Origin of the sequence: Vibrio gallicus (assembly GCF_024346875.1) — a bacterium.
GTDB lineage: Bacteria > Pseudomonadota > Gammaproteobacteria > Enterobacterales > Vibrionaceae > Vibrio > Vibrio gallicus.
Map to the genome: position 1 here is coordinate 1004391 of NZ_AP024871.1, position 22918 is coordinate 1027308.

Consider the following 22918-nt stretch of genomic DNA (forward strand, 5'->3'; position numbering starts at 1 on the left):
TATTTGCAGGGATACAATTGCTCTATTAGTCTCTTAAGTAGTAGGAAAGATTTCTGCTATTAAGGTAATTGTTTTTTCTACTATAAGTCGTAAAAATGAGTAAGAATTTTGAATGGGTGACTCCAGATAGCGATCTCTTGGAAAAAGAGAAAACTGAGTTGAAGCCGCCGTCTTTATATCACGTTATGTTGAATAACGATGATTACACACCGATGGATTTTGTAATTGAGATCCTAGGGCGTTTCTTTGGCATGGACGAAGACAAAGCGACGCAAACCATGCTACAGGTGCACTATCAAGGGAAAGCTTGCTGTGGCACCTTCACCGCTGAGGTTGCAGAGACCAAGGTAGTACAGGTGACAGCTTACGCAAAAGAATGTGAGCATCCATTGCTTTGCACTATGGAAAGAGCATAGCTATAGCCAACGAGTAAAAAATTGGCATGGCTGTATTAGATGTTTATGGGAGGCCTGTATGCTAAATAAAGAACTTGAAACCAGTTTGAACAACGCGTTTGCGCAAGCACGCGACAAACGTCACGAATTTATGACCGTCGAGCATTTGTTGCTGGCGCTTCTAGATAACCAATCCGCTCAAGAAGCACTAAAAGCTTGTGGCGCAAATCTTGATATCATTCGTCAAGATTTGGATGTATTTATTGAGCAGACGACGCCACTAATTGCAGTAGATGACTCAACTCGTGAAACGCAGCCAACATTGAGCTTTCAACGTGTACTGCAGCGGGCAGTATTTCATGTGCAGTCTTCAGGGCGTAACGAAGTTTCTGGTGCTAACGTGCTGGTGGCTATTTTTAGTGAGCAAGAATCACACGCCGCGTACCTTCTGAAGAAGAATGACGTTAGCCGTCTTGATATTGTTAACTACATTTCTCATGGAATCACTAAAATATCTAAAGATGAACCTTCTGAGTTGTTTGGCAGTAGCGAAACGGCCGAGGACGTAAATCAAGAAGATAAGCTAGAGAACTTTGCAACCAACCTCAATCAAGTCGCTCGCGCGGGCAAGATTGACCCATTGATTGGCCGTGACCAAGAACTGGAGCGCACGATACAGGTTTTGTGTCGACGCCGTAAAAACAACCCATTATTGGTAGGTGAAGCCGGGGTTGGTAAAACCGCAATTGCCGAAGGACTTGCATGGCGTATCGTTGAGGGTGATGTCCCTGAAGTGATTGCCAATAGCATTATATATTCTCTGGATATTGGTTCCCTACTTGCGGGTACTAAATATCGAGGCGATTTTGAAAAGCGCTTTAAAAACATCTTAAAACAGCTTGAGAAAGAGGATGATGCGGTACTATTTATCGATGAAATTCATACGATTATCGGTGCTGGTGCAGCTTCTGGTGGGCAGGTGGATGCCGCAAACCTGATCAAACCTCTGCTGAGTAGCGGTAAACTGCGTTGTATTGGTTCCACAACATATCAAGAGTACAGCACTATCTTTGAGAAAGAGCGCGCCTTGTCTCGCCGCTTCCAAAAGATTGATGTAATCGAGCCCTCATTGGATGATACAACTAAGATCTTGATGGGGCTGAAATCGAAGTACGAGCAGCACCATGAGGTACGCTATACCAACAAAGCGCTACGAGCAGCTGTAGAGTTATCCGCTAAATATATTAATGAGCGTCATCTTCCTGATAAAGCCATTGATGTGATTGATGAGGCGGGAGCGAAGAGCCGCTTGGTTCCAAGTAGTCGTCGTAAGAAGACCGTTGGAGTAGGGGATATCGAAGCCATGGTGGCTAAGATGGCTCGTATTCCTGAAAAGTCGGTATCCTCTTCTGATAAAGATATTTTGCAAAAGCTTGATAGCAAAATGAAGATGCTGGTGTTTGGACAAGACCAAGCGATTGATGTATTGAGTGAATCGATCAAGCTGTCTCGTGCTGGACTTGGTGCTGAGAACAAGCCTGTGGGTTCTTTCTTGTTTGCAGGCCCAACTGGGGTAGGTAAAACAGAGGTGACGGTTCAACTATCCAAATTAATGGGGATTGAGCTACTTCGCTTTGATATGTCTGAATACGGTGAAAGGCACTCTATCTCACGCCTTATTGGTGCGCCTCCAGGTTATGTTGGCTATGATCAAGGTGGCTTGCTGACCGATTCTGTTATTAAGCATCCCCATTCCGTAGTGTTGCTTGATGAGATAGAGAAAGCGCACCCAGATATCTTTAACCTGCTGTTGCAGGTAATGGATAACGGTACGTTAACGGACAACAATGGGCGCAAGGCTGACTTCCGTAATGTGATTTTGGTCATGACAACGAATGCAGGTGTTGTTGAAACTGAGAAGAACTCTATTGGCCTAATCCAACAAGATCACGCTCCTGATGCAATGGCAGAGATTAAGAAGATATTTACGCCTGAGTTTAGAAACAGGTTAGATAACACGATTTGGTTTAACAGCCTTGATGAGCATGTTATTCATCAGGTTGTCGACAAGTTCATTGTTGAGTTACAAGCTCAGTTGGACTCGCGTGGGGTTTCTCTTGAGGTAACTGAAGATGCTCGTCATTGGTTAGCAACGCGCGGTTATGATAAGGCTATGGGCGCTCGTCCAATGTCTAGAGTTATTCAAGAAAAATTGAAAAAGCCGTTGGCAAATGAGCTGTTATTTGGTTCTTTGGTAAATGGTGGGTCTGTTGTGGTTAACTTAGATGGAGAGCAGCTGAAATTTAAGTATCTAGGTACGGAAGAAGAAGCGCTTAATCATTGATAAAGAGCGAGGCCAAGTGTCTCGCTAATGGTAGATATAAAAAAACGGAGCATAAGGCTCCGTTTTTTTTGCTCATTATTAATTCAAGCCTAACTTGAATTAGAGATTATTAACGAGCGCGGAAGACGATGCGACCTTTGCTTAGATCGTATGGAGTCATCTCTACAGTCACTTTGTCACCCGTTAGGATACGGATATAGTTTTTACGCATCTTTCCAGAGATGTGCGCAGTCACAACGTGACCGTTTTCTAGTTCTACGCGGAACATAGTGTTTGGTAGAGTGTCTAGGACAGTGCCCTGCAGCTCAATTACGTCTTCTTTAGCCATTTAATCCTCTTTAAAATTGGACAATTCATTAGGTGCTGTTTTGTCTGACTGCAAAATGATCTTTTGTAGTATGAGCAACCAATTAAACGTTGGGCGGTATTCTACCCTTGCCACCGGTGATTTACTAGCCTTTGATGCGAATCAAAGCGGACTTTATAGCTCATTGCGGGACATTCATCGATCTGATACCCCAAATAGAGCCATCTTTTGCCTTGTTTACGGGTTAACTCTAGTTGATATAACACAGACAGAGTCCCGATAGAAAGTTTGATATCTGGGTCATAAAAGGTATAGAAGGCGCTATTTGCGTCCTGCATTTGGTCGGTCACTGCTACTGAGATCAATTGATTGTCAGCGTATATTTGCAGATACGATGTGGCAAAATGGGATGAATTGACGAATTTAGTAAAGTCTTGCTGGCTTGGTGGGTACATGCTGCCATCTTTGTGTCGCTTGGTGATGTAACGCTCATATATGGAAAACCAATCTGGGTCGATGGTGTTACTGATGGTCCAGGTTAAATGCTTCCCTTTATTTATTAACCGTTTTTGGCTTTTAGATGCGGTAAAAGTTTGTGCATCTACGCGAATTGGAATGCATTTGTGGCAGGTTTCACAATAGGGGCGGTAGATGATGTCACCGCTGCGTCTAAACCCATTGGCAAGCAGTAGCTCGTAGCCATCTGCATCTTGTAGGTTGTCGTCCAACGCAACAGCTACTCGCTCTTGTTGGTCTTTTAGGTAGCTACAGGGATGGTTTTTAGTAAAACCCACGCGAATCTCTTGATTGTCTGGTTGCATATTTATATTAAAGCCATTGCGGTTGAAAACAATTTGTTGATAGTTGCTGCTGTCTGCCTTGGACAAGGTGCTCTAAGAATGCATCTCTGCTTAACTCGCTTGCACCGAGCGACTCAAGGTGTGGATTCATAATTTGGCAATCGATCAAAGTACCGTGGTGCTTAACAAAGTGTAGGCAAAAATGCCAAAGGGCGACTTTAGAAGCGTTGGTTTTTAACGAGACCATTGATTCGCCGCAAAAAACAGTGCCAACGCTTATACCATATAGACCACCAATTAATGCATCATCCTCCCACACTTCAACAGAGTGGCACCGGCCGTATTTAGCCAGTTCAACATAGGCTTGTTTCATTTCTGCTGTGATCCACGTTTCAGACTCTGAACGTGAATCTGCGCACAGATTAATTATTTGCTCGGTTGCGTGGTTAATGCTGATCTTGTATTGATGCTTACGCTGGAATTTTTGTAAACTTTTAGCTGGTTTAAATGTCTTAGGATCGAATACTGCTCTAGGCGCAGGGCTCCACCAAAGAATGGGCTCATTGTGGCTAAACCAAGGAAAAATCCCTTGCTGGTATGCCATGATAAGGCGCTCTTTAGAGAGATCCCCGCCAAAGGCGAGTAAGCCATTGGGCTCGTCTAATGCTAAACTGATATCAGGGAATTCAAGGTTGTCAGCATCTAGCTGCGGTAAATATAGAGTCATTGAGGTGCGATAATGAGAAACGTATTTTTGTTGCTACTAATAGTTCCATTTTTAGCACAAGCTGGATACCAAAGGAATACAGCAAGGCCAGTAAACGAGGTGGTTTATGGCAAGGTTGAGACCGTCCGCTATATTTCTCAGCAAGAAATTGTCGATTCCGAAGCTAAAGGGTGGCATACCTTACTTGGCGCTGTTGTTGGCGGAGTAATAGGCAATCAATTTGGTGACGGAACAGGTAGAGAGGTCGCGACAGCGGTTGGTGCCGTTGCCGGTGCAGGTTTAACTCGACATTATGGACATCAAACTTACCGTGTTGAACATCGCTTGGTGGAGTTGTTAATCAAAACAGACAAAGGCAAGTTAATTGATGTGATTCAAGATGTTGACCCTAATATGCTGTTTTCTGCTCAAGATGAGGTGCGTATCTTGTATTTTGATCGCGGTGTAAGAGTCGATATTGCCTTATAAACGAGTGGAAATTACTAGATTTAATGTGATTTATTGGGATCTGATCTTCTTTTCTTAGAGGATTTTCGATAGTCTGACTTTATGTTTGATTTATTGGCCTGTGTGCCAAGTAGCTTTCAAGGAAATTAAGTCAGTGGAAAGCCTTACCCTTCAACCAATAGCCAAGGTAAATGGTGTTATAAACCTACCCGGCTCAAAAAGTGTTTCTAACCGTGCGTTATTATTAGCGGCACTTGCATCGGGAACAACCCGCCTTACCAACTTGTTAGATAGTGACGATATTCGTCATATGCTCAATGCCCTGCAATCTATGGGGGTTAAGTTTAACCTATCTGAAAGTAAAACCGAGTGTGAAATCCACGGCTTGGGTGGCGTGTTTAATGTCGAAGATACCTTAGAGCTGTTTTTGGGTAATGCAGGTACTGCAATGCGCCCATTAGCGGCCGCTTTATGTGCTAGTCGTGGTGAGTTTGTTCTTACCGGCGAACCGCGCATGAAAGAACGTCCGATTGGCCACTTAGTTACTGCACTTCGTGAGGCTGGGGCTGATGTGACCTATCTAGAGAACGACGGTTTTCCACCCCTACAGATTAAAGGGACAGGCCTTAAATCTGGAACGGTATCAATTGATGGTTCAATATCGAGTCAGTTCTTAACTGCGTTCTTGATGATAGCGCCACTGGCCGAAGGTGATATCGTTATTAATATCGAAGGTGACTTGGTGTCTAAGCCGTATATCGATATCACGCTGGATATTATGCAGAAATTCGGTGTTGAGGTAGATAACCAAGATTATCAACGCTTCTTAGTGAAAGGCGGCCAGACATATATTGCCCCTGGAGATTTTCTGGTAGAGGGCGATGCGTCATCCGCTTCTTACTTTCTTGCTGCCGCAGCCATTCGTGGTGGCGAGATTAAGGTAACGGGAATTGGTAAAGATTCTATTCAAGGGGATGTTCAATTTGCCGAAGCGTTAGAAAAAATGGGCGCAGAGATAGAGTGGGGTAAAGACTACATTATCGCTCGTGGTGGAGAGTTGAAAGCAATCGATATGGATTTCAATCACATTCCAGATGCCGCTATGACCATTGCGACTACCGCACTTTTTGCTAAGGGCACTACTGCCATTCGTAATGTTTACAACTGGCGTGTGAAAGAGACGGATCGCTTAGCTGCGATGGCGATTGAACTGCGTAAAGTTGGCGCAACAATTGAAGAGGGTGACGATTACATTGTGGTTACGCCACCTGAGACTCTTACTCATGCGGCTATTGATACCTATGATGACCACCGTATGGCAATGTGCTTCTCGTTGGTTGCACTTAGCGATACGCCTGTGACTATCAATGACCCTAAGTGTACATCTAAAACCTTCCCTGATTACTTTGAGAAGCTTCAAGGCCTAGTCAGTGAATAAGCTCAAGCTTTACTAAGGTTGAATGTAAAAAGGCTCCATTAATATGGAGCCTTTTTTATGCTGCTGTGACTTAGTGTCAAATTAGCTTTTAGTCAGAAATTTCTTATTGTGACGAAGCATAGCTAGAATATCGTTGATATATGCGTCGGCACGTTCAGAGTAGTTATCTAGACCGTGGATCAATTGCTCAGCAGTTGGTTCTTTATGTTGAGCACGAACTTGAGCACGGATCTGTCTGAAGTGAACATACGCTGAGTTGGTGTTTAGGTTCTTAACATAAGATGCTACAGAATCACCAACGTTATCAAACTTAGCCACTTCATGGGTTTTACCGCTTGCACGACGGCTTGGTACAACACCACAACCTTTAGTAAAGCACCACTCACCAAAGAAGTTATTGGCAGTACGTGCAAAGCGAGATGTACCCCAGCCACTTTCATTAGCGGCTTGAATTAGAACTAGGTTTTCTGGAATAGTGTCTACGCGAGATAGCAGTTCTTTTAGCTCTTTGTGGCCAAATTGTTTTGGCGTATAGCGATAATTTTGAGCGATATCTTGAACATCACTAAGGTCAGAACCTGAAAGAGTTTTACCTGAAAAACCTTTAGAGATATCTAATAACTCTTTACGTTGTTCTGTAATGATTTGGTTTTCGTGTTGTACGTGAGGACGAATAAAATCAAAGAAGGCTTGTTTCTTTTGGTTTACATCAGTGTAGCTATTAAAATCCGGTACCGCTTGGGATACCTGCTGCTTTTTAGCAATATGCGCGACACTGCATCCGACAAGTAAAGTAACAATGCCTAAGGCAATCAATAATGGTTTTTTGTTGGTAATAGACTTCACCAAGCTCTCCTCAATGTATAGATTTTTGGTATTCTTTTGCCTGATATTAAGGGCTATTTCTTAGAAAAGACCTTGAATAGCTAGGATTCAATTTGAGTCAAACCGTGATGTAGATCACGTGACTTGGGCGGGAGTGTAAGCGGTTAATGTCAGAAAAAGGTCAACTGGTTTTAAGTTTTCATATTACAATGAAGGTTCTAGGCTTTAGAGCCCAGAACCCAGTGCCTTTTATTTCTTCTCAAGGCTGAATTGTTTAGATAGCTCGATTGCTAACAATTTAAACATATTAAATACGGCAGTAGTGTTGGGTGTAGGAAGTCCTTTTTCGTCTAGAAAATATTCGCCCTTGAAGATCAGAATGTCGTCTTTTTCTTCGACTGCGGTTGCGCGCATTCCTTCAATATAACTGTCGTGCTGTTGAATAATGTTATTTGCGATAAGAAGTAGATCAAACTCTGAGATGATTTTTTTGTCGGTCATAATTTACTCGATGTCATTTAACTGCTGATTTCGCAATAGTCTATCTTAGTCTTGGATGTGATCCAAATCATAAACTCACGGTAATTTGTCATAAAATAGTCGAGTAAAACTTAGGTTTAATGGCAAATTGTGTTGGCTAAATCCCATGCGATTAGAAATAAAACACTAAAAATGGGTTGATTTTCAGAAAATCTCGCTCAATAGTAAAAAAAGAATTTTGTAGAGCACGGCGTGGTCGTGCCTAATATATAGGACAAAGCATTCAGTTATGGGTAAGTCTCTCGTTATCGTGGAGTCACCAGCCAAGGCGAAAACTATTAATAAGTATCTTGGTAAAGACTACATCGTAAAATCCAGTGTCGGTCACGTTCGTGATTTACCGACGGCTGGGCAGTCCAGTGGTGAGAAAGCAAAACCAATCTCCACAAAAGGACTGAGTGCTGAAGAAAAAGCACGACTTAAAAAAGAAAAAGATCGCAAGTCCTTGATCAAGAAAATGGGTATCAATCCATATAATGAATGGGAAGCGAATTATAAAATCCTACCTGGTAAAGAGAAGGTAGTATCAGAACTACAGAAATTGGCCAAAGATGCTGATCATGTCTATCTCGCAACCGATTTAGACCGCGAGGGAGAAGCCATCGCTTGGCACCTTCGTGAGATCATCGGTGGCGATGAAAAGCGATATAAGCGAGTGGTCTTTAACGAGATCACTAAAAATGCAATTCAGCAAGCCTTTGAAAGTCCTGGCGAGCTTAATATGGATGGCGTTAACGCTCAGCAAGCGCGACGTTTCCTTGACCGCGTAGTAGGCTTTATGGTCTCTCCGCTGCTATGGAAAAAAGTGGCACGTGGTTTGTCAGCAGGGCGAGTACAGTCAGTCGCGGTTAAGCTGGTGGTTGAGCGCGAACGTGAGATAAAAGCGTTTATCCCAGAAGAGTATTGGGACATCCATGCTGATACCCTGACGCAATCGGCATCAGACTTCCGTTTGATGGTTGCACAGCACAATGGGACAAGCTTTAAACCGACCAACGAAGCGGACACCAAAGCGGCGCTGTCTATTCTTGAAAATGCCGAATATGAAGTATGTAAGCGTGAAGATCGTCCAACTAAGAGTAAACCATCTGCACCTTACATCACCTCAACGTTGCAGCAAGCGGCGAGTACGCGCTTAGGCTATGGGGTGAAAAAGACCATGATGCTAGCTCAGCGCTTATATGAGGCCGGTTACATCACTTACATGCGTACTGACTCAACTAACCTAAGTAAAGAAGCTGTTGAGGCCGCCCGTGGATATATAGGTAGTGAATACGGTGAAGCGTATTTACCAGCAAAACCACTGGTTTATGGTAGCAAGCAAGGTGCTCAAGAGGCGCACGAAGCGGTTCGCCCTTCTAATGTTGAAGTTAAGTCTGAAGATCTCGTAGGCGTGGATGCCGATGCGCATAAACTCTATACCCTGATTTGGAATCAATTTGTGGCATGTCAAATGACACCTGCTCAATATGATTCAACCACTATTAGCGTAAAAGCCGATGAATTTACCCTTAAAGCGAAAGGACGTATCCTTAAGTTTGATGGTTGGACTCGCGTTCAACGTCCAATGGGGAAAAATGAAGACCAGATTTTACCGGAAGTAAAACTGGGCGATAAATTAGCGCTTAAGCAACTGGATCCTAAACAGCACTTCACTAAGCCACCGGCACGCTTTACTGAAGCGGCTTTGGTTAAAGAATTGGAGAAAAAAGGTATTGGTCGTCCTTCAACGTACGCATCGATAATCTCAACGATTCAAGACCGTGGCTATGTGAAGATAGATCAACGCCGTTTCTATGCTGAGAAAATGGGTGAGATTGTTTCTGATCGATTAAACAACAGTTTTAGCGATCTGATGAACTACGATTTTACCGCTCGAATGGAACAAAAATTAGATCAGGTTGCTGAAGGTGATGCGGCATGGACTAACGTGTTGGATAACTTCTTCAACGACTTTACGACTGAATTGGAAAAGGCGGAGCTTGATTCAGAGCATGGCGGTATGGAACAAAACCATATCGTTATGACCGATATTGAGTGTCCAACCTGTTCACGCCCAATGGGGATACGCACCGCTTCAACAGGTGTATTCTTAGGCTGTTCAGGCTATGCACTGCCACCGAAAGAGCGTTGTAAAACCACCATTAACTTAGGGGATGAAGAGGGTATTATTAATATCCTTGAAGAAGACCCTGAAACAGCAGCCTTACGCGCTAAGAAACGTTGTCCAGTGTGCGAAACCGCAATGGATGCGTATCTTATTGATGAAAAACGCAAGCTACACGTGTGTGGTAACAACCCTAATTGTGATGGTTACGTTATTGAACACGGTGAGTTTAAGGTTAAAGGCTATGATGGTCCACTGGTCGAATGCGACAAGTGTGGTTCAGATATGGTGCTTAAAAATGGTCGCTTTGGTAAGTATATGGACTGCACCAATGACGATTGTAAGAACACTCGTAAGATATTAAGAAACGGTGAAGTCGCGCCTCCTAAAGAGGACCCAGTACATTTCCCTGAACTGCCTTGTACTCAATCGGATGCGTATTTTGTGTTGCGTGATGGTGCTTCTGGTCTGTTTATGGCAGCGAGTAACTTCCCGAAATCACGTGAAACACGGGCACCATTGGTTGAAGAATTAGCTAAGTTTAAAGATCGTATTTCACCAAAATTCCAATATCTAGCCGATGCTCCAACGCATGATCCTGATGGTCGTCCTGCGGTTGTTCGCTTTAGTCGTAAGAGTAAAGAGAACTATGTGCGCAGTGAAAATGACGGTAAGCCAACGGGATGGACCGGTCTATTTATAGATGGTAAATGGGAAATTACCGATAAACGCAAAAAGCCGAAGGCCTAAATAAATAGCGTTCAGTAAATCAAAACCGTGGCTTATGCCGCGGTTTTTGTTTATTTAGTGTCCAGTTGATAGATTAAGTTATCGAGCCAACCGTTTGCGTTATTTTGATATATTGCTCTGTGAAAACTCTAAGTCTACTATTATCAAATCGAATCCTTTGAATGTAATAGTGGCATGAAATTTCCTGGCCAACGTAAGTCTAAACATTACTTTCCCGTTAATAGTCGCGATCCCTTAGTTGCAAAATCAACACCGAATACCACAAAGCAAACCTATGTAATTGGAATTGACCAAACCTTGGTTGATATCGAAGCTAAGGTGAGCGACGAGTTTATTCAAAAGTTTGGTCTGAGCAAGGGGCACTCATTAGTTATTGATGACGATACAGCGGAATCTTTATACAACGAATTAAAGCAGGCTCAGCTGATTTCCAATGAGTATGCTGGCGGTACTATTGGCAATACCTTGCACAACTATTCTGTTCTGGCTGATGACAAATCTATTTTATTGGGTGTCATGAGTGAAGATATTAAGATCGGTAGCTACGGTTTTCGCTATTTATGTAATACTTCAAGCCGCGTTGATCTGAATCATCTACAAGGTGTAAATGGTGCGATAGGACGCTGCTTTACTTTGATCTCGGACGATGGCGAACGTACCTTTGCTATTAGCGAAGGTCAAATGAACCAACTAGATGCCAGCAACGTGCCTGAAAGCATCTTTGAGGGGGCATCGGCGTTAGTTCTGACCTCATACTTGTTGCGTTGCAAGCAAGGTGAGCCTATGCCTGAAGCGACTATGCAGGCGATAGAGTACGCTAAAAAATATAAGGTACCGGTGGTTTTAACACTAGGTACCAAGTTTGTGATTCAAGATTGCCCAGACTTTTGGCAAAAGTTTATTGCAGAGCATGTATCTATCGTCGCGATGAATGAAGATGAAGCTGAGGCACTTACTGGTTTATCTGATCCTCTGTTAGCGACGGATAAAACCCTTGATTGGGCAGATGTAGTACTGTGCACAACCGGACCGATTGGCTTGTTTATGGCAGGTTATACAGAAGATAGCGCAAAGCGTGAAACGACGCTGCCTTTATTGCCTGGTGAAATCGCCGAATTTAATCGCTATGAATTTAGTCGACCTGCTCTTAGACAAAACTGTGTTAACCCAGTAAAGGCTTTTTCGCATATTGCACCATATATGGGCGGCCCTGAAAAAATCAAAAATACCAACGGCGCTGGAGATGCGGCATTATCCGCGTTATTGCATGATCTGTCAGCAAATAGATATCATAAGTTAAATGTGCCTAATTCTAGCAAGCACAATTATGAATTCTTGACCTATTCTTCTTTTTCTCAGGTGTGCAGATACGCTAATAGAGCGAGTTATGAGGTATTAGTACAACACTCTCCTCGCTTATCAAAAGGTTTGCCAGAGCGTGAAGATAGCCTTGAGGAGGCTTATTGGGAACGTTAGGAAATATCTAGTTAAATAAAAAGCTCCCCAGGGAGCTTTTTATTTATTGCGGGAATTAGATGAGTTAGATTAAGAAATCTTCTAATTGAGCACCCGCTTCTAATTGAGTTTGGATAGCTGAAGGTGTACGACCTTGACCTGTCCAAGTTTTCTCTTCGCCTTGCTCATTTACATATTTGTATTTTGCTGGGCGAGGAGCGCGTTTCTGTTTTTGCTTGTTAGTTTTAGTTGAGCCTTCACCTGCCATAGCAGCAATTAGGTCTTCTAAATCGATACCTTGTTCGCGGATTTGCGCAGCATATTCAGCAAGTTTCTTTTCTTTCTCTTCACGAACCGCACGTTCTTCGGCTTCAGCTTCGCGGCGTTCTTCTACAACGATAGTCAGTTTGTCTAATGCTTCCTCTAATTGCTCAAGAGTCAGTTCACGGCCAAATGCGCGAAGGCTACGAATATTAAGAAGAGTTTTTGTTAGTTCAGACATTATACATTCCTGTTGATTGAAAATGGTCTTTATATAGCGAGTATAAGATAGCTTTATTACAAAAGATATAGGATGGCAAATCTTTTAATATATAAATGAGATTTAGTTATTTCAATTTGTAACTGTCCATCAATATGATACGTATTAATATGATAATGGTGTTAATAATAAGTTTATCTTTATATAAGATAGCTGAATGTCTTTATTTTGAAACGCTGGTTTAAATAATAGAATATTTGTGCTTCTTCACTAATTGCTCAAAGGCTACGTCGCAAAGTACTGCAAATAGTAAATCTTTCATTGCATTTTTCTATGCCTACAGTAAAATCCGTGCACCTGATTCGCCGTTGCATAATCAATCGTGATTTATGCTGTGGTGAGGTAGAGGAGCGATTTGCATAATTAGCCATCAATAGGGTGATGCCGTTGTAATTGGTGGTGAAAGGGCATGTCGCCGAAGTGAAAGAGGATATCTAACTCTTTTGCTGGGGTTGTTTTCGAAAGGGGCAACACTGCCATAGTCTATTGTCGTTAAACTATGGAGCGCTACTGTGGGGTAATCGGGAACCGACCTGATTGCTTTTTTATATAGATATTAATAACTATCTGCAGTAGATCTCTTATTAATTTGGTTATAAGAAGATCATGAATTTAATTGATTTTGCATCATCTCCTATATCGCTATTACCCGCCATTTTGGCATTGGGCATGGCGATCGTTACTCGTCGTGTATTACTTTCCCTAGGCGCAGGTATTATTGTTGGCGCTCTACTTCTTGCTGATTTTTCCGCGTCAGGCGCAACGGGTTATATCTTTAATAAAGGACTGGCAGTTTTTATTGAAGATGGTGGTATTAATACCTGGAATATGAGTATTGTCGGCTTTTTATTGCTGTTGGGTATGATGACAGCCTTGCTGACTCTATCGGGCGGCACAAAGGCGTTTGCTATCTGGGCGCAAGCTCGGGTAAAGAGTAAGCGTGGTTCCCAGTTATTAGCCGCGCTCTTAGGCGTATTTATCTTTATCGATGATTATTTCAATAGCCTTGCGGTTGGAGCAGTATCGCGTCCAGTGACTGACCGCTTTTATGTGTCGCGAGCAAAGCTTGCATATATTTTAGACTCCACGGCTGCGCCTATGTGCGTATTAACTCCGGCTTCGAGTTGGGGCGCATATATAATGACTATCGTCAGTGGCATTTTAGTGTCACATGGGATTACAGAGTACTCACCATTGGGGGCCTATGTTCGCCTTATCCCGATGAATTTTTACGCGGTGTTTGCGCTGTTGATGGTGTTTGTGGTGGCTTGGTTTCGCATTGATATTGGTTCCATGCGTCGACATGAAATTGAAGCGACTCAAGGGTATGGGTTTGATACAAAATCAGACGATGATAGTGCCAGTCATGATGAGCTAAATATTGTAGAAAGCGATAGTGGGCATATGTTGGATCTACTACTGCCTATATTGTCACTAATTATCGCAACCGTTGCTGCAATGATGTACACCGGGGCACAAGCATTATCTGGGTCTGGAATAACATTCACTATGCTTGGAGCGTTTGAGAATACCGATGTAGGGGTATCACTTATATATGGAGCGAGTGTCGGCCTCATTGTTGCTCTCGCCACCGTATTTAAACAAAAGATAGCCTCACTGGAGATTATTCGCACCTTGTGGATTGGTGCGAGATCTATGTTCGGTGCCATCCTTATTTTAGTGTTTGCATGGACAATTGGTAGCGTTATTGGTGATATGAAGACGGGGACTTATTTGTCGAGCTTAGTGCAAGGTAATATTGATACCTCTTGGTTACCCGTTATATTATTCTTGCTAGCTGGACTTATGGCATTCTCTACCGGGACATCATGGGGCACATTTGGCATTATGTTGCCGATTGCCGGTGATATGGCTGGGGCGACAGATATAGCCTTAATGTTACCTATGCTAAGTGCTGTATTAGCAGGTTCGGTATTTGGTGATCATTGTTCTCCGATCTCAGATACAACTATTTTGTCATCAACTGGTGCGCGCTGTAATCATATTGATCATGTGCAAACACAACTTCCATATGCATTGGCGGTAGCAAGTATTTCTTGTATCGGATTTATTGTATTGGGCATTACAGCCTCAGTATTGCTTTCATTTATAGCAACCTCAATTGCATTTGTAATGTTATGTGTCGTGCTATCAATGTTGTCACGCGCCAAAATGAAGGTGTGTCCAGTTGCATAGGTAGCGTTTGCTTATCATTTAGCGAATAAGAATATTTATTTATAGGAATCGATATTTTTCCTGTTTTAACTATTGCAAAGTTTAACTGGCTTAGTTAGTGTGTATTTAACAAAACAAATTGAGACCACAATTATGCGTACAATTGGTATTAATCACCACCATCATCATCACCCAATCTAGTCTTTCGGGCGATGTACGCATATCCGGGAGACAAGCTCCCGGAGGTTAAATCAAAAAAATTTACGATTTAAACCCTTGGAGCCTAGCCCCAAGGGTTTTTTCGTATTAATTTAAAGTAATAAATTGCTAACCTCTGTAATAGGGAGATCACAATGCAAACACAACGTTTAAGAATTGCAATTCAAAAGAAAGGTCGTTTAAGTAAAGAGTGCCAACAACTTCTTAAAAAGTGCGGTGTACAGTTTAATATTATGGGCGAACGCCTTGTTGCTCATTCTTTAAATACGCCAATCGATCTTCTACTAGTGCGTGATGATGATATCCCCGGCCTAATCATGGATGGCGTGGTTGACTTAGGTTTTATCGGAGAAAATGAATTAGAAGAGGTGCGTTTGGAGCGTAAGGCGATTGGTCAGCCAAACAGCTTTAAAGCGCTTCGTCGCTTGGACTTTGGTGGATGTCACCTGTCTATTGCTGTTGATAAAGAGATGGATTATAACGGTCCTCAAGACTTAGCTGGTAAGCGTATTGCCACAAGTTACCCTCAGCTATTGAAAGCATATATGGATAAGCAAGGCATTGAGTTTAGTACGTGTATGCTTGCTGGGTCGGTTGAAGTAGCACCGCGCGCAGGTCTTGCTGATGGCATCGCTGATCTTGTTTCTACAGGTGCGACCTTAGAAGCAAACGGCCTCAAAGAAGCCGAGGTTATCTTCCGTTCAAAAGCAACGCTTATTCAACGCGATGGTATTCAAGAGCAAGAAAAATTAGACCTTATCGACAAGATGCTGACACGTATCCAAGGCGTTCAGCAAGCGAAAGAATCTAAATACATCATGTTGCACGCGCCCCTTGAAAAGCTGGAAGCGGTCAAGTCACTGCTTCCAGGTGCAGAAGATCCAACAGTTCTTCCTTTAGCATCAGATGATTCAAAGGTTGCCGTACACCTAGTGAGCTCAGAGAATCTGTTTTGGGAAACTATGGAGCAACTTAAAGCGTTAGGTGCAAGCTCTATTCTTGTACTACCGATTGAAAAAATGATGGAGTAAGTCATGAGAACGGTTACATGGCAAACATTAAGTGAAGAGCAACAGAATTCTGTTTTGCAACGCCCGGCGATTACTGAAGGCGCAAATATTACGGCTGCAGTTTCAGATGTCGTTGGATTGGTTAAAAAAGACGGTGATGCGGCGCTTAAAACCCTAACAGCTAAGTTCGACGGGGTTGAGCTAGATAATATTCGCGTATCTCAGTCCGAAATCGATACCGCTGCACAGCGCCTTTCTCAAGAGATGAAAGATGCTCTTGAGCAGGCCTATCGCAACATTTCGACCTTCCATACTGCGCAGAAATTGCCGCCACTCATGGTGGAAACTCAACCTGGGGTCGTGTGTGAGCAAGTAACGCGCCCGATTAACACGGTTGGTCTTTATATCCCAGGTGGCAGTGCGCCATTGCCTTCTACCGTTTTAATGCTGGGTGTTCCGGCACAAATTGCGGGCTGTCGCAAGGTTGTATTGTGTTCACCACCACCTATTGCAGATGAAATTCTGTATGTGGCTAAGCTGTGTAACATCGATGAAGTATATAATCTTGGTGGTGGTCAAGCGGTTGCGGCTATGGCATATGGCACCGAGAGCGTTGCTAAAGTCGATAAGATTTTTGGCCCAGGCAATGCTTATGTAACCGAGGCGAAGCGCCAAATTAGTAATGACTTTAAAGGTGCTGCCATTGATATGCCTGCGGGTCCTTCTGAGGTGCTGGTTATTGCTGATGAGACGGCAGATGCAGATTTTGTTGCGGCCGACCTTTTAAGCCAAGCAGAGCACGGTCCTGATTCACAAGTGGTATTAGTGACGCCGTCAGTGATGATTGCAGATCAAGTAACAGACGCTGTACAGCGCCAGCTCAAAGAGTTGTCCCGTAGTGAGATTGCACAGCAAGCACTTGCATCTAGCCTAATCATAATAGCCGAGTCCATAACTCAAGCGGTTTCTATCTCTAACTACTATGGTCCGGAACATTTGATTGTTCAGACTAAAAACCCTCGTGAACTGCTGCCTCTATTAGATAACGCGGGCTCTATTTTCTTGGGAGAATGGTCTCCAGAGTCTGCTGGTGATTATGCATCAGGTACTAACCATGTGTTGCCGACCTACGGTTACACTCGCACTTATTCGAGCTTAGGCCTGGCTGATTTTAGCAAGCGTATGACGGTACAAGAACTGAGTTCGCAAGGGCTTGCTACGTTAGCGCCAACGGTGGTAACTATGGCCGATGCCGAAGGGTTAGATGCGCATAAACGTGCTGTAACTATCCGTGTTGAAAAACTGCAAGCCAAGTAAGGAGTGTTGACATGGAAAAGTTAGCTCGTAAACAAGTTCAGGCATTGACTCCTTATCTTTCTGCTCGCCGTATTGGGGGGAGCGGGGATGTATGGCTCAATGCCAATGAATCCCCATTTAACAATCAATATCAAATTGAAGCCTCTCGTCTTAACCGCTATAGCGAGTGCCAACCAGAAGCGTTAATTAACGCATATGCCAGTTATGCAGGAGTGACACCATCACAGGTGCTAACATCTCGTGGCGCTGACGAAGGCATTGAGCTGTTGATTCGCGCCTTCTGCGAACCGGGCGAAGACGCGATTCTTTATTGCCCACCAACCTATGGTATGTACTCTATTAGTGCTGAGACAATAGGGGTAGAGCGGAAACTGGTTCCGTTGACGCCGCAGTGGCAGCTTGATCTAGATTCGATTGCACAAAATCTTGATAACGTAAAACTGGTTTTTGTTTGTTCACCGAATAACCCAACTGGAAACCTTATCAAGCGTGAAGACATTGTTTCATTATTAGAAATGACCAAAGACCGTGCTATCGTGGTGATGGATGAGGCCTATATCGATTTTTGTCCAGAAGCGTCGACAGTAGACCTATTATCCGAGTACCCAAATTTGGCAATTTTGCGTACCTTATCTAAGGCATTTGCCTTAGCTGGTTTGCGCTGCGGTTTTACCCTGGCTAATGAAGAGCTGATTAATGTTCTGTTGAAGGTGATAGCGCCATACCCTGTGCCAATCCCAGTATCAGACATTGCAGTCCAAGCACTTTCCGCATCAGGACTGGCGCGAGCTGCCAAACAGGTGACGAATATCACTCAAAGTCGTACCAAGCTTGAGCAAGCTTTGGCGGCCTTACCCGGCGTTGAGGTGTTTCCCGGCTATGGTAATTACCTACTAGTAAAATTTCCAGACGGTGATGCGCTATTTAAAGCAGCTTGGGATGCAGGTATTATTTTACGTAATTCGCCGATACAAGACTGCGTGCGCATCAGCGTTGGCGATGAGACGGAATGCAGTAAAACGATTGAATTTATTACGCAACAGTTCACTACGGTTGCGTAGGACGCTCTAGAAAAAGGAACAGTGATGAGCAATCCACAGAAGATTTTATTTATTGACCGTGATGGAACCTTAATTGTTGAGCCACCGGTTGATTTCCAAGTTGATAGATTAGATAAATTGGTATTTGAACCATTGGTTATACCGAGTCTATTAAAGCTACAAGATGCAGGTTATCGCTTAGTGATGGTAACTAACCAAGATGGTTTAGGCACTGACAGCTACCCTCAGGCGGATTTTGACGCGCCGCACAACATGATGATGCACATCTTTGAGTCTCAAGGTGTGATATTTGATGAGGTACTGATTTGCCCACACTTTAACGAAGATAACTGCTCGTGCCGTAAGCCAAAATTAGGTTTGGTTAAACCGTATCTGCAGCAGGGCAAAGTGGATTTCAAAACCTCAGCGGTTATTGGAGATAGAGTTACCGATCTGCAACTCGCTGAAAACATGGCTATCGAGGGGATTCAATATAACCCTGAAACTATGAATTGGCCGGCGATTGTTAAAAAACTGACGACCAATCCGCGTGTTGCCGAGGTGATACGTACCACTAAAGAGACCGACATCCGAGTTGCGGTAAACCTTGATGAAGCGGGTGGAAACGAGATCAATACCGGTATGGGCTTCTTTGATCATATGCTTGATCAGATAGCGACCCACGGCGGATTCCAAATGAAGGTTGATGTAAAAGGCGACCTGCATATTGATGACCATCACTCAATTGAAGATACAGCGCTAGCGTTAGGCCAAGCCCTGAAAGAAGCATTGGGTGATAAACGTGGTATTGGCCGTTTTGGCTTCTCGTTGCCGATGGATGAATGTCTTGCTCAGTGCGGATTAGATTTATCTGGTCGTGCATATCTCAAATTTGATGCTACCTTCCAGCGTGAAACTGTAGGGGAGTTCTCTACTGAGATGGTGGAGCACTTCTTCCGCTCATTAACCGATGCACTAGCTTGCACATTACACCTTTCCTCAACAGGTGAGAATGATCACCATATCATCGAAAGCCTATTTAAGGTATTTGGTCGTACCTTGCGTCAAGCGATAAAGGTTGAAGGAAATGAACTGCCAAGCAGCAAAGGCATGTTGTAAGGGAACAATAGATGACATCTAAAAATGTAGTAATTATTGATACTGGCTGTGCCAATGTCTCTTCGGTACGCTTTGCCATCGAACGCTTAGGTTACCCAGTGACTATATCTAAGCTGCCAGAGGTGGTGCTTGGTGCTGATAAATTATTTCTACCAGGGGTAGGCACGGCAAGTGAAGCCATGCAAAACCTTGAGCAGAGAAACCTGATTGAACTGGTTAAACAGATAGAGAAACCGGTACTTGGTATCTGCCTTGGTATGCAGCTTCTCGGTCAGTTTTCCGAAGAGAAAGGGCAAAAGGCTGATGAAATCGTGCCTTGCCTAGGTCTTTGTGAGGGCGAGGTTCGCAAACTGGACAGTAAGCAGTATCCGTTACCACATATGGGGTGGAATACCGTAACTGCCAAAGCTGGCCATCCTTTATTTAAAGGAATAGAGAGTGACGAGTATTTTTACTTCGTACACAGCTTCGCTATGCCTGTTGGCAGCTATACCATTGCCAGTTGTGATTATGGCTCGTCTTTTAGTGCAGCCGTGCAAAGTGGCAACTATTATGGGGTGCAATTTCACCCTGAACGCTCGTCAAAAGCGGGCTCTCAATTGATCAAAAATTTCCTGGAGCTGTAGTGATTATTCCAGCATTAGATTTAATAGAAGGACAGGTAGTCCGTTTGTATCAAGGCGACTACGGTCAAGTAACTGAATATAAAGTAGACCCAGCGCAGCAGTTCAATCTCTATCACCAAGCTGGCGCAAATTGGCTGCACCTTGTGGATCTGACCGGAGCAAAAGACACTAATGCCCGCCAGTTAGACCTGATTGCCAAATTGCTTGCGAGCACACCGGCTAACATTCAAATTGGTGGCGGAGTTCGCACCGAGCAAGACGTACAAGACCTGCGTAATGCAGGCGCCGAGCGCGTAGTTGTTGGCTCCACAGCGGTTAAAAACCCAGCCATGGTTAAAGAGTGGATGGTTAAATACGGGCCAGAGCATATCGTATTGGCATTAGATGTAAATATTGATGAGCTTGGCAATCGTAAGGTTGCTATCTCAGGTTGGCAAGAAGACTCAGGGGTAACGATTGAAGCCTTGATTGAGGACTTTCTGACCGTTGGTCTTAAGCATGTACTGTGTACTGATATCTCCAAAGATGGCACGTTAACTGGCTCTAATGTCGAGCTTTATACGGATCTTTGTAAGCTGTATCCACAGGTTCACTTCCAGTCTTCAGGCGGCATTGGTTCCCTTGACGATATCAGCGCTCTAAAGGATACGGGTGTGAAAGGCGTTATTGTCGGCCGAGCACTTCTGGATGGAAAATTCACTGCTGAGGAGGCTTTCTCATGCTGGCAAAACGCATAATACCTTGCCTTGATGTTCGTGATGGGCAAGTGGTTAAAGGGGTTCAGTTTCGCAACCATGAAATAATTGGCGATATTGTTCCTCTAGCTCAGCGTTATGCACAAGAAGGTGCTGATGAGTTAGTGTTTTACGATATTACAGCATCTAGTGATGGTCGTGTAGTCGATAAGAGCTGGGTAGCTCGCGTGGCTGAAGTTATCGATATCCCTTTTTGTGTTGCTGGCGGTATTAAATCGGCTGAAGATGCATCACGTATTCTTGAGTTTGGTGCAGATAAGGTATCTATCAACTCCCCAGCGTTAGCCAATCCAGACCTGATTACCCGTCTTGCTGATAAGTTTGGCGTACAGTGCATCGTAGTGGGTATTGATTCGTACTTCGACCAACAAACTGGCCTGTATCAGGTACATCAGTTTACTGGTGATGAAGCGCGCACTAAAGTGACCTCATGGCAGACTCGTGACTGGGTACAAGAGGTTCAAAAGCGTGGCGCTGGTGAAATCGTACTTAATATGATGAACCAAGATGGTGTTCGAAATGGCTATGACCTTACACAGCTCAATATGGTGCGTGAGGTTTGTCAGGTGCCATTGATCGCATCTGGTGGTGCAGGCGCAATGGCCCACTTTGCAGAGGCCTTCCAAAAGACCAATGTCGATGGTGCATTAGCGGCATCGGTATTTCATAAGCAAGTCATCAATATTGGTGAACTAAAACAGTATTTAAAATCTCAATCCATAGAGGTCAGACTATGAGCTTTTCAGTAGGTGCTCAACCCGAAGATATTCAAGCGTTAATTGAGCGCGTTGATTGGCAAAAAATAGATGGCTTAGTGCCAGCTATCATTCAAGACTATAGCTCTAGCCAAGTGTTGATGATGGGATACATGAACCAAGATGCGCTATTAGAAACAGCCAAAACTGGACTAGTAACCTTTTTCTCGCGCTCTAAGCAGCGCTTATGGACTAAAGGCGAAACCTCAGGAAATACACTGGGATTAAAAAGTATCGCATTAGATTGTGATCAAGATACGCTGCTCGTAAAGGTTTTGCCGATTGGCCCAACCTGTCACACCGGAACGACGACTTGTTGGGACGGCGATGCGAGCGAGGAGTCACAATTGGTGTGGCTGTCTCAACTTGAAACCCTTTTAGCCGAACGAAAAAATGCAGACCCAGATTCTTCTTACACAGCAAGCTTATATGCTCGCGGTACCAAGCGTATATCGCAGAAAGTGGGCGAAGAAGGCGTTGAAGTCGCGCTTGCGGCGACGTCGGGCGATAAGGCGGAATTAGTTTGTGAATCTGCCGATCTGATTTATCACTTGCTTGTGCTTCTAAATGATCAAGGGTTGTCACTTAGCGATGTTATTGACAAGCTAAAAGAGCGCCATAAATAATTTCAATGGTTCTCACAACCAAAAGGCCCTTACGGGCCTTTTTTACTTTCTGCTGATAGCATTATTTGGCGCAGCACTTCTTATATTTTTTACCGCTACCACAAACACAAGGGTCGTTACGCCCGAGCTGAGGCTTTTTGATAGGCAGTGGAAAATCGTACATTTCACCATCTAGGTAATACCATAAGCCACCTTCTTTTTTAAAGCGTGACTTCTCAGTCATGCTATAACGTCTTTTATCTTCGTTGAAATAGGCATTAAAGGTAACAAACCCCTCGCTATCAGAGCTACCTTGTTGAGATTCAACCACCTCCAATAAACACCAGTCTCCGGCAATGGATTCTGCGATAGCATCACGCTCAAGGTGTGCATTGCAACTGGGGTGATAGGTACTCACTACAAAATCAACCAGTTCTAATTCATGGGCGCAATATCTTGCACGCATAAGTTGCTCGGGGGTAAGGGCTCGTTTAGGGTCTTGGTGTATCGGATAGCAGCAATCTTGATAAGTCTTACCGCTGTGACAGCGACAGGCGTGGGTAGTGATTAAGCTCATGTGGACTTATAGGTTCTATGGGTAATCAGTTATTATATTCTGAA

The 22918-nt window shown here is 43.7% G+C and carries 22 protein-coding genes, 1 riboswitch and 1 other annotated feature; of the genes, 15 read left to right on the forward strand and 7 right to left on the reverse strand.

Features of this window, described 5'->3' with window-relative positions:
- Positions 1–95 precede the first annotated feature (95 nt).
- Both clpS and clpA read left to right on the forward strand, forming a co-directional pair.
- On the forward strand, positions 96–416 hold the full coding sequence (gene clpS, locus OCU28_RS04595; protein WP_261817165.1) for an ATP-dependent Clp protease adapter ClpS: 321 nt from the start codon (positions 96–98) through the stop codon (positions 414–416).
- A 58-nt stretch (positions 417–474) separates the two neighbouring features.
- Positions 475–2739: an ATP-dependent Clp protease ATP-binding subunit ClpA gene (clpA, locus tag OCU28_RS04600; RefSeq protein ID WP_261817166.1), complete on the forward strand. Its 2265-nt coding sequence runs from the start codon at positions 475–477 to the stop codon at positions 2737–2739.
- Between the two features lie 109 nt (positions 2740–2848).
- Here clpA and infA read toward each other — a convergent pair whose 3' ends face one another.
- The 3 genes from infA to aat all read right to left on the reverse strand — a co-directional run bounded on the left by infA (position 2849) and on the right by aat (position 4573).
- Positions 2849–3067 (reverse strand): translation initiation factor IF-1, encoded by a 219-nt coding sequence (infA, locus tag OCU28_RS04605; RefSeq protein ID WP_005600159.1) that lies wholly within the window; start codon positions 3065–3067, stop codon positions 2849–2851.
- 101 nt (positions 3068–3168) lie between these two features.
- Positions 3169–3867 carry an arginyltransferase gene (locus OCU28_RS04610; protein WP_261817167.1) on the reverse strand — a complete coding sequence of 233 codons (699 nt, stop codon included), beginning with the start codon at positions 3865–3867 and terminating at the stop codon, positions 3169–3171.
- Between the two features lie 7 nt (positions 3868–3874).
- Complete coding sequence (gene aat, locus OCU28_RS04615; protein ID WP_261817168.1) at positions 3875–4573, reverse strand: leucyl/phenylalanyl-tRNA--protein transferase; 699 nt, start codon at positions 4571–4573, stop codon at positions 3875–3877.
- Between the two features lie 12 nt (positions 4574–4585).
- Between aat and OCU28_RS04620 the strand changes: the two genes are divergently transcribed.
- Together OCU28_RS04620 and aroA are read left to right on the forward strand one after the other, a co-directional pair.
- Positions 4586–5041 carry an outer membrane lipoprotein gene (locus OCU28_RS04620; protein ID WP_261817169.1) on the forward strand — a complete coding sequence of 152 codons (456 nt, stop codon included), beginning with the start codon at positions 4586–4588 and terminating at the stop codon, positions 5039–5041.
- 133 nt (positions 5042–5174) lie between these two features.
- Positions 5175–6458 (forward strand): 3-phosphoshikimate 1-carboxyvinyltransferase, encoded by a 1284-nt coding sequence (gene aroA, locus OCU28_RS04625; RefSeq protein WP_261817170.1) that lies wholly within the window; start codon positions 5175–5177, stop codon positions 6456–6458.
- 81 nt (positions 6459–6539) lie between these two features.
- On the opposite strand, the gene OCU28_RS04630 is transcribed toward aroA, so the two are convergent.
- Complete coding sequence (locus OCU28_RS04630) at positions 6540–7304, reverse strand: glucosaminidase domain-containing protein (RefSeq protein WP_261817171.1); 765 nt, start codon at positions 7302–7304, stop codon at positions 6540–6542.
- Positions 7305–7532: 228 nt separating this feature from the next.
- Positions 7533–7784 carry a YciN family protein gene (locus OCU28_RS04635; protein ID WP_261817172.1) on the reverse strand — a complete coding sequence of 84 codons (252 nt, stop codon included), beginning with the start codon at positions 7782–7784 and terminating at the stop codon, positions 7533–7535.
- Between the two features lie 268 nt (positions 7785–8052).
- Between OCU28_RS04635 and topA the strand changes: the two genes are divergently transcribed.
- Both topA and OCU28_RS04645 read left to right on the forward strand, forming a co-directional pair.
- On the forward strand, positions 8053–10680 hold the full coding sequence (gene topA, locus OCU28_RS04640) for a type I DNA topoisomerase (RefSeq protein ID WP_261817173.1): 2628 nt from the start codon (positions 8053–8055) through the stop codon (positions 10678–10680).
- Positions 10681–10854: 174 nt separating this feature from the next.
- Positions 10855–12156, forward strand: coding sequence for an inosine/guanosine kinase (locus OCU28_RS04645; protein WP_261817174.1), 1302 nt, complete (start codon positions 10855–10857; stop codon positions 12154–12156).
- Positions 12157–12220: 64 nt separating this feature from the next.
- On the opposite strand, the gene OCU28_RS04650 is transcribed toward OCU28_RS04645, so the two are convergent.
- Positions 12221–12637 carry an H-NS family histone-like protein gene (locus OCU28_RS04650; protein ID WP_261817175.1) on the reverse strand — a complete coding sequence of 139 codons (417 nt, stop codon included), beginning with the start codon at positions 12635–12637 and terminating at the stop codon, positions 12221–12223.
- Between the two features lie 374 nt (positions 12638–13011).
- A riboswitch (Lysine riboswitch) is annotated at positions 13012–13194 on the forward strand.
- 88 nt (positions 13195–13282) lie between these two features.
- On the opposite strand from OCU28_RS04650, the gene OCU28_RS04655 reads away from it, so the two are divergent.
- The 9 genes from OCU28_RS04655 to hisIE all read left to right on the forward strand — a co-directional run bounded on the left by OCU28_RS04655 (position 13283) and on the right by hisIE (position 22318).
- A complete protein-coding gene (locus OCU28_RS04655) occupies positions 13283–14872 on the forward strand; it encodes a Na+/H+ antiporter NhaC family protein (RefSeq protein ID WP_261817176.1) in 1590 nt (529 codons plus the stop codon).
- Between the two features lie 155 nt (positions 14873–15027).
- Positions 15028–15156 (forward strand) — a sequence feature (His leader region).
- Positions 15157–15204: 48 nt separating this feature from the next.
- Complete coding sequence (hisG, locus tag OCU28_RS04660; protein WP_261817177.1) at positions 15205–16101, forward strand: ATP phosphoribosyltransferase; 897 nt, start codon at positions 15205–15207, stop codon at positions 16099–16101.
- A 3-nt stretch (positions 16102–16104) separates the two neighbouring features.
- Positions 16105–17397, forward strand: coding sequence for a histidinol dehydrogenase (gene hisD, locus OCU28_RS04665; RefSeq protein WP_261817178.1), 1293 nt, complete (start codon positions 16105–16107; stop codon positions 17395–17397).
- Between the two features lie 11 nt (positions 17398–17408).
- On the forward strand, positions 17409–18458 hold the full coding sequence (hisC, locus tag OCU28_RS04670) for a histidinol-phosphate transaminase (protein WP_261817179.1): 1050 nt from the start codon (positions 17409–17411) through the stop codon (positions 18456–18458).
- A 24-nt stretch (positions 18459–18482) separates the two neighbouring features.
- Entirely contained in the window at positions 18483–19556 is a 1074-nt protein-coding gene (hisB, locus tag OCU28_RS04675) for a bifunctional histidinol-phosphatase/imidazoleglycerol-phosphate dehydratase HisB (protein WP_261817180.1), read from the forward strand.
- 11 nt (positions 19557–19567) lie between these two features.
- Positions 19568–20182, forward strand: coding sequence for an imidazole glycerol phosphate synthase subunit HisH (hisH, locus tag OCU28_RS04680; RefSeq protein WP_261817181.1), 615 nt, complete (start codon positions 19568–19570; stop codon positions 20180–20182).
- On the forward strand, positions 20182–20919 hold the full coding sequence (gene hisA / locus OCU28_RS04685) for a 1-(5-phosphoribosyl)-5-[(5-phosphoribosylamino)methylideneamino]imidazole-4-carboxamide isomerase (protein ID WP_261817182.1): 738 nt from the start codon (positions 20182–20184) through the stop codon (positions 20917–20919). Before hisH ends, hisA begins: the two co-directional genes overlap by 1 nt.
- Entirely contained in the window at positions 20901–21674 is a 774-nt protein-coding gene (gene hisF / locus OCU28_RS04690) for an imidazole glycerol phosphate synthase subunit HisF (protein ID WP_261817183.1), read from the forward strand. The genes hisA and hisF overlap by 19 nt, the downstream gene beginning before the upstream one ends.
- Complete coding sequence (hisIE, locus tag OCU28_RS04695) at positions 21671–22318, forward strand: bifunctional phosphoribosyl-AMP cyclohydrolase/phosphoribosyl-ATP diphosphatase HisIE (protein ID WP_261817184.1); 648 nt, start codon at positions 21671–21673, stop codon at positions 22316–22318. The genes hisF and hisIE overlap by 4 nt, the downstream gene beginning before the upstream one ends.
- Before the next feature lie 61 nt (positions 22319–22379).
- Here the strand turns inward: hisIE and OCU28_RS04700 are convergent, their stop codons facing one another.
- Entirely contained in the window at positions 22380–22874 is a 495-nt protein-coding gene (locus OCU28_RS04700; RefSeq protein ID WP_261817185.1) for a YchJ family protein, read from the reverse strand.
- Between the last annotated feature and the right edge of the window lie 44 nt (positions 22875–22918).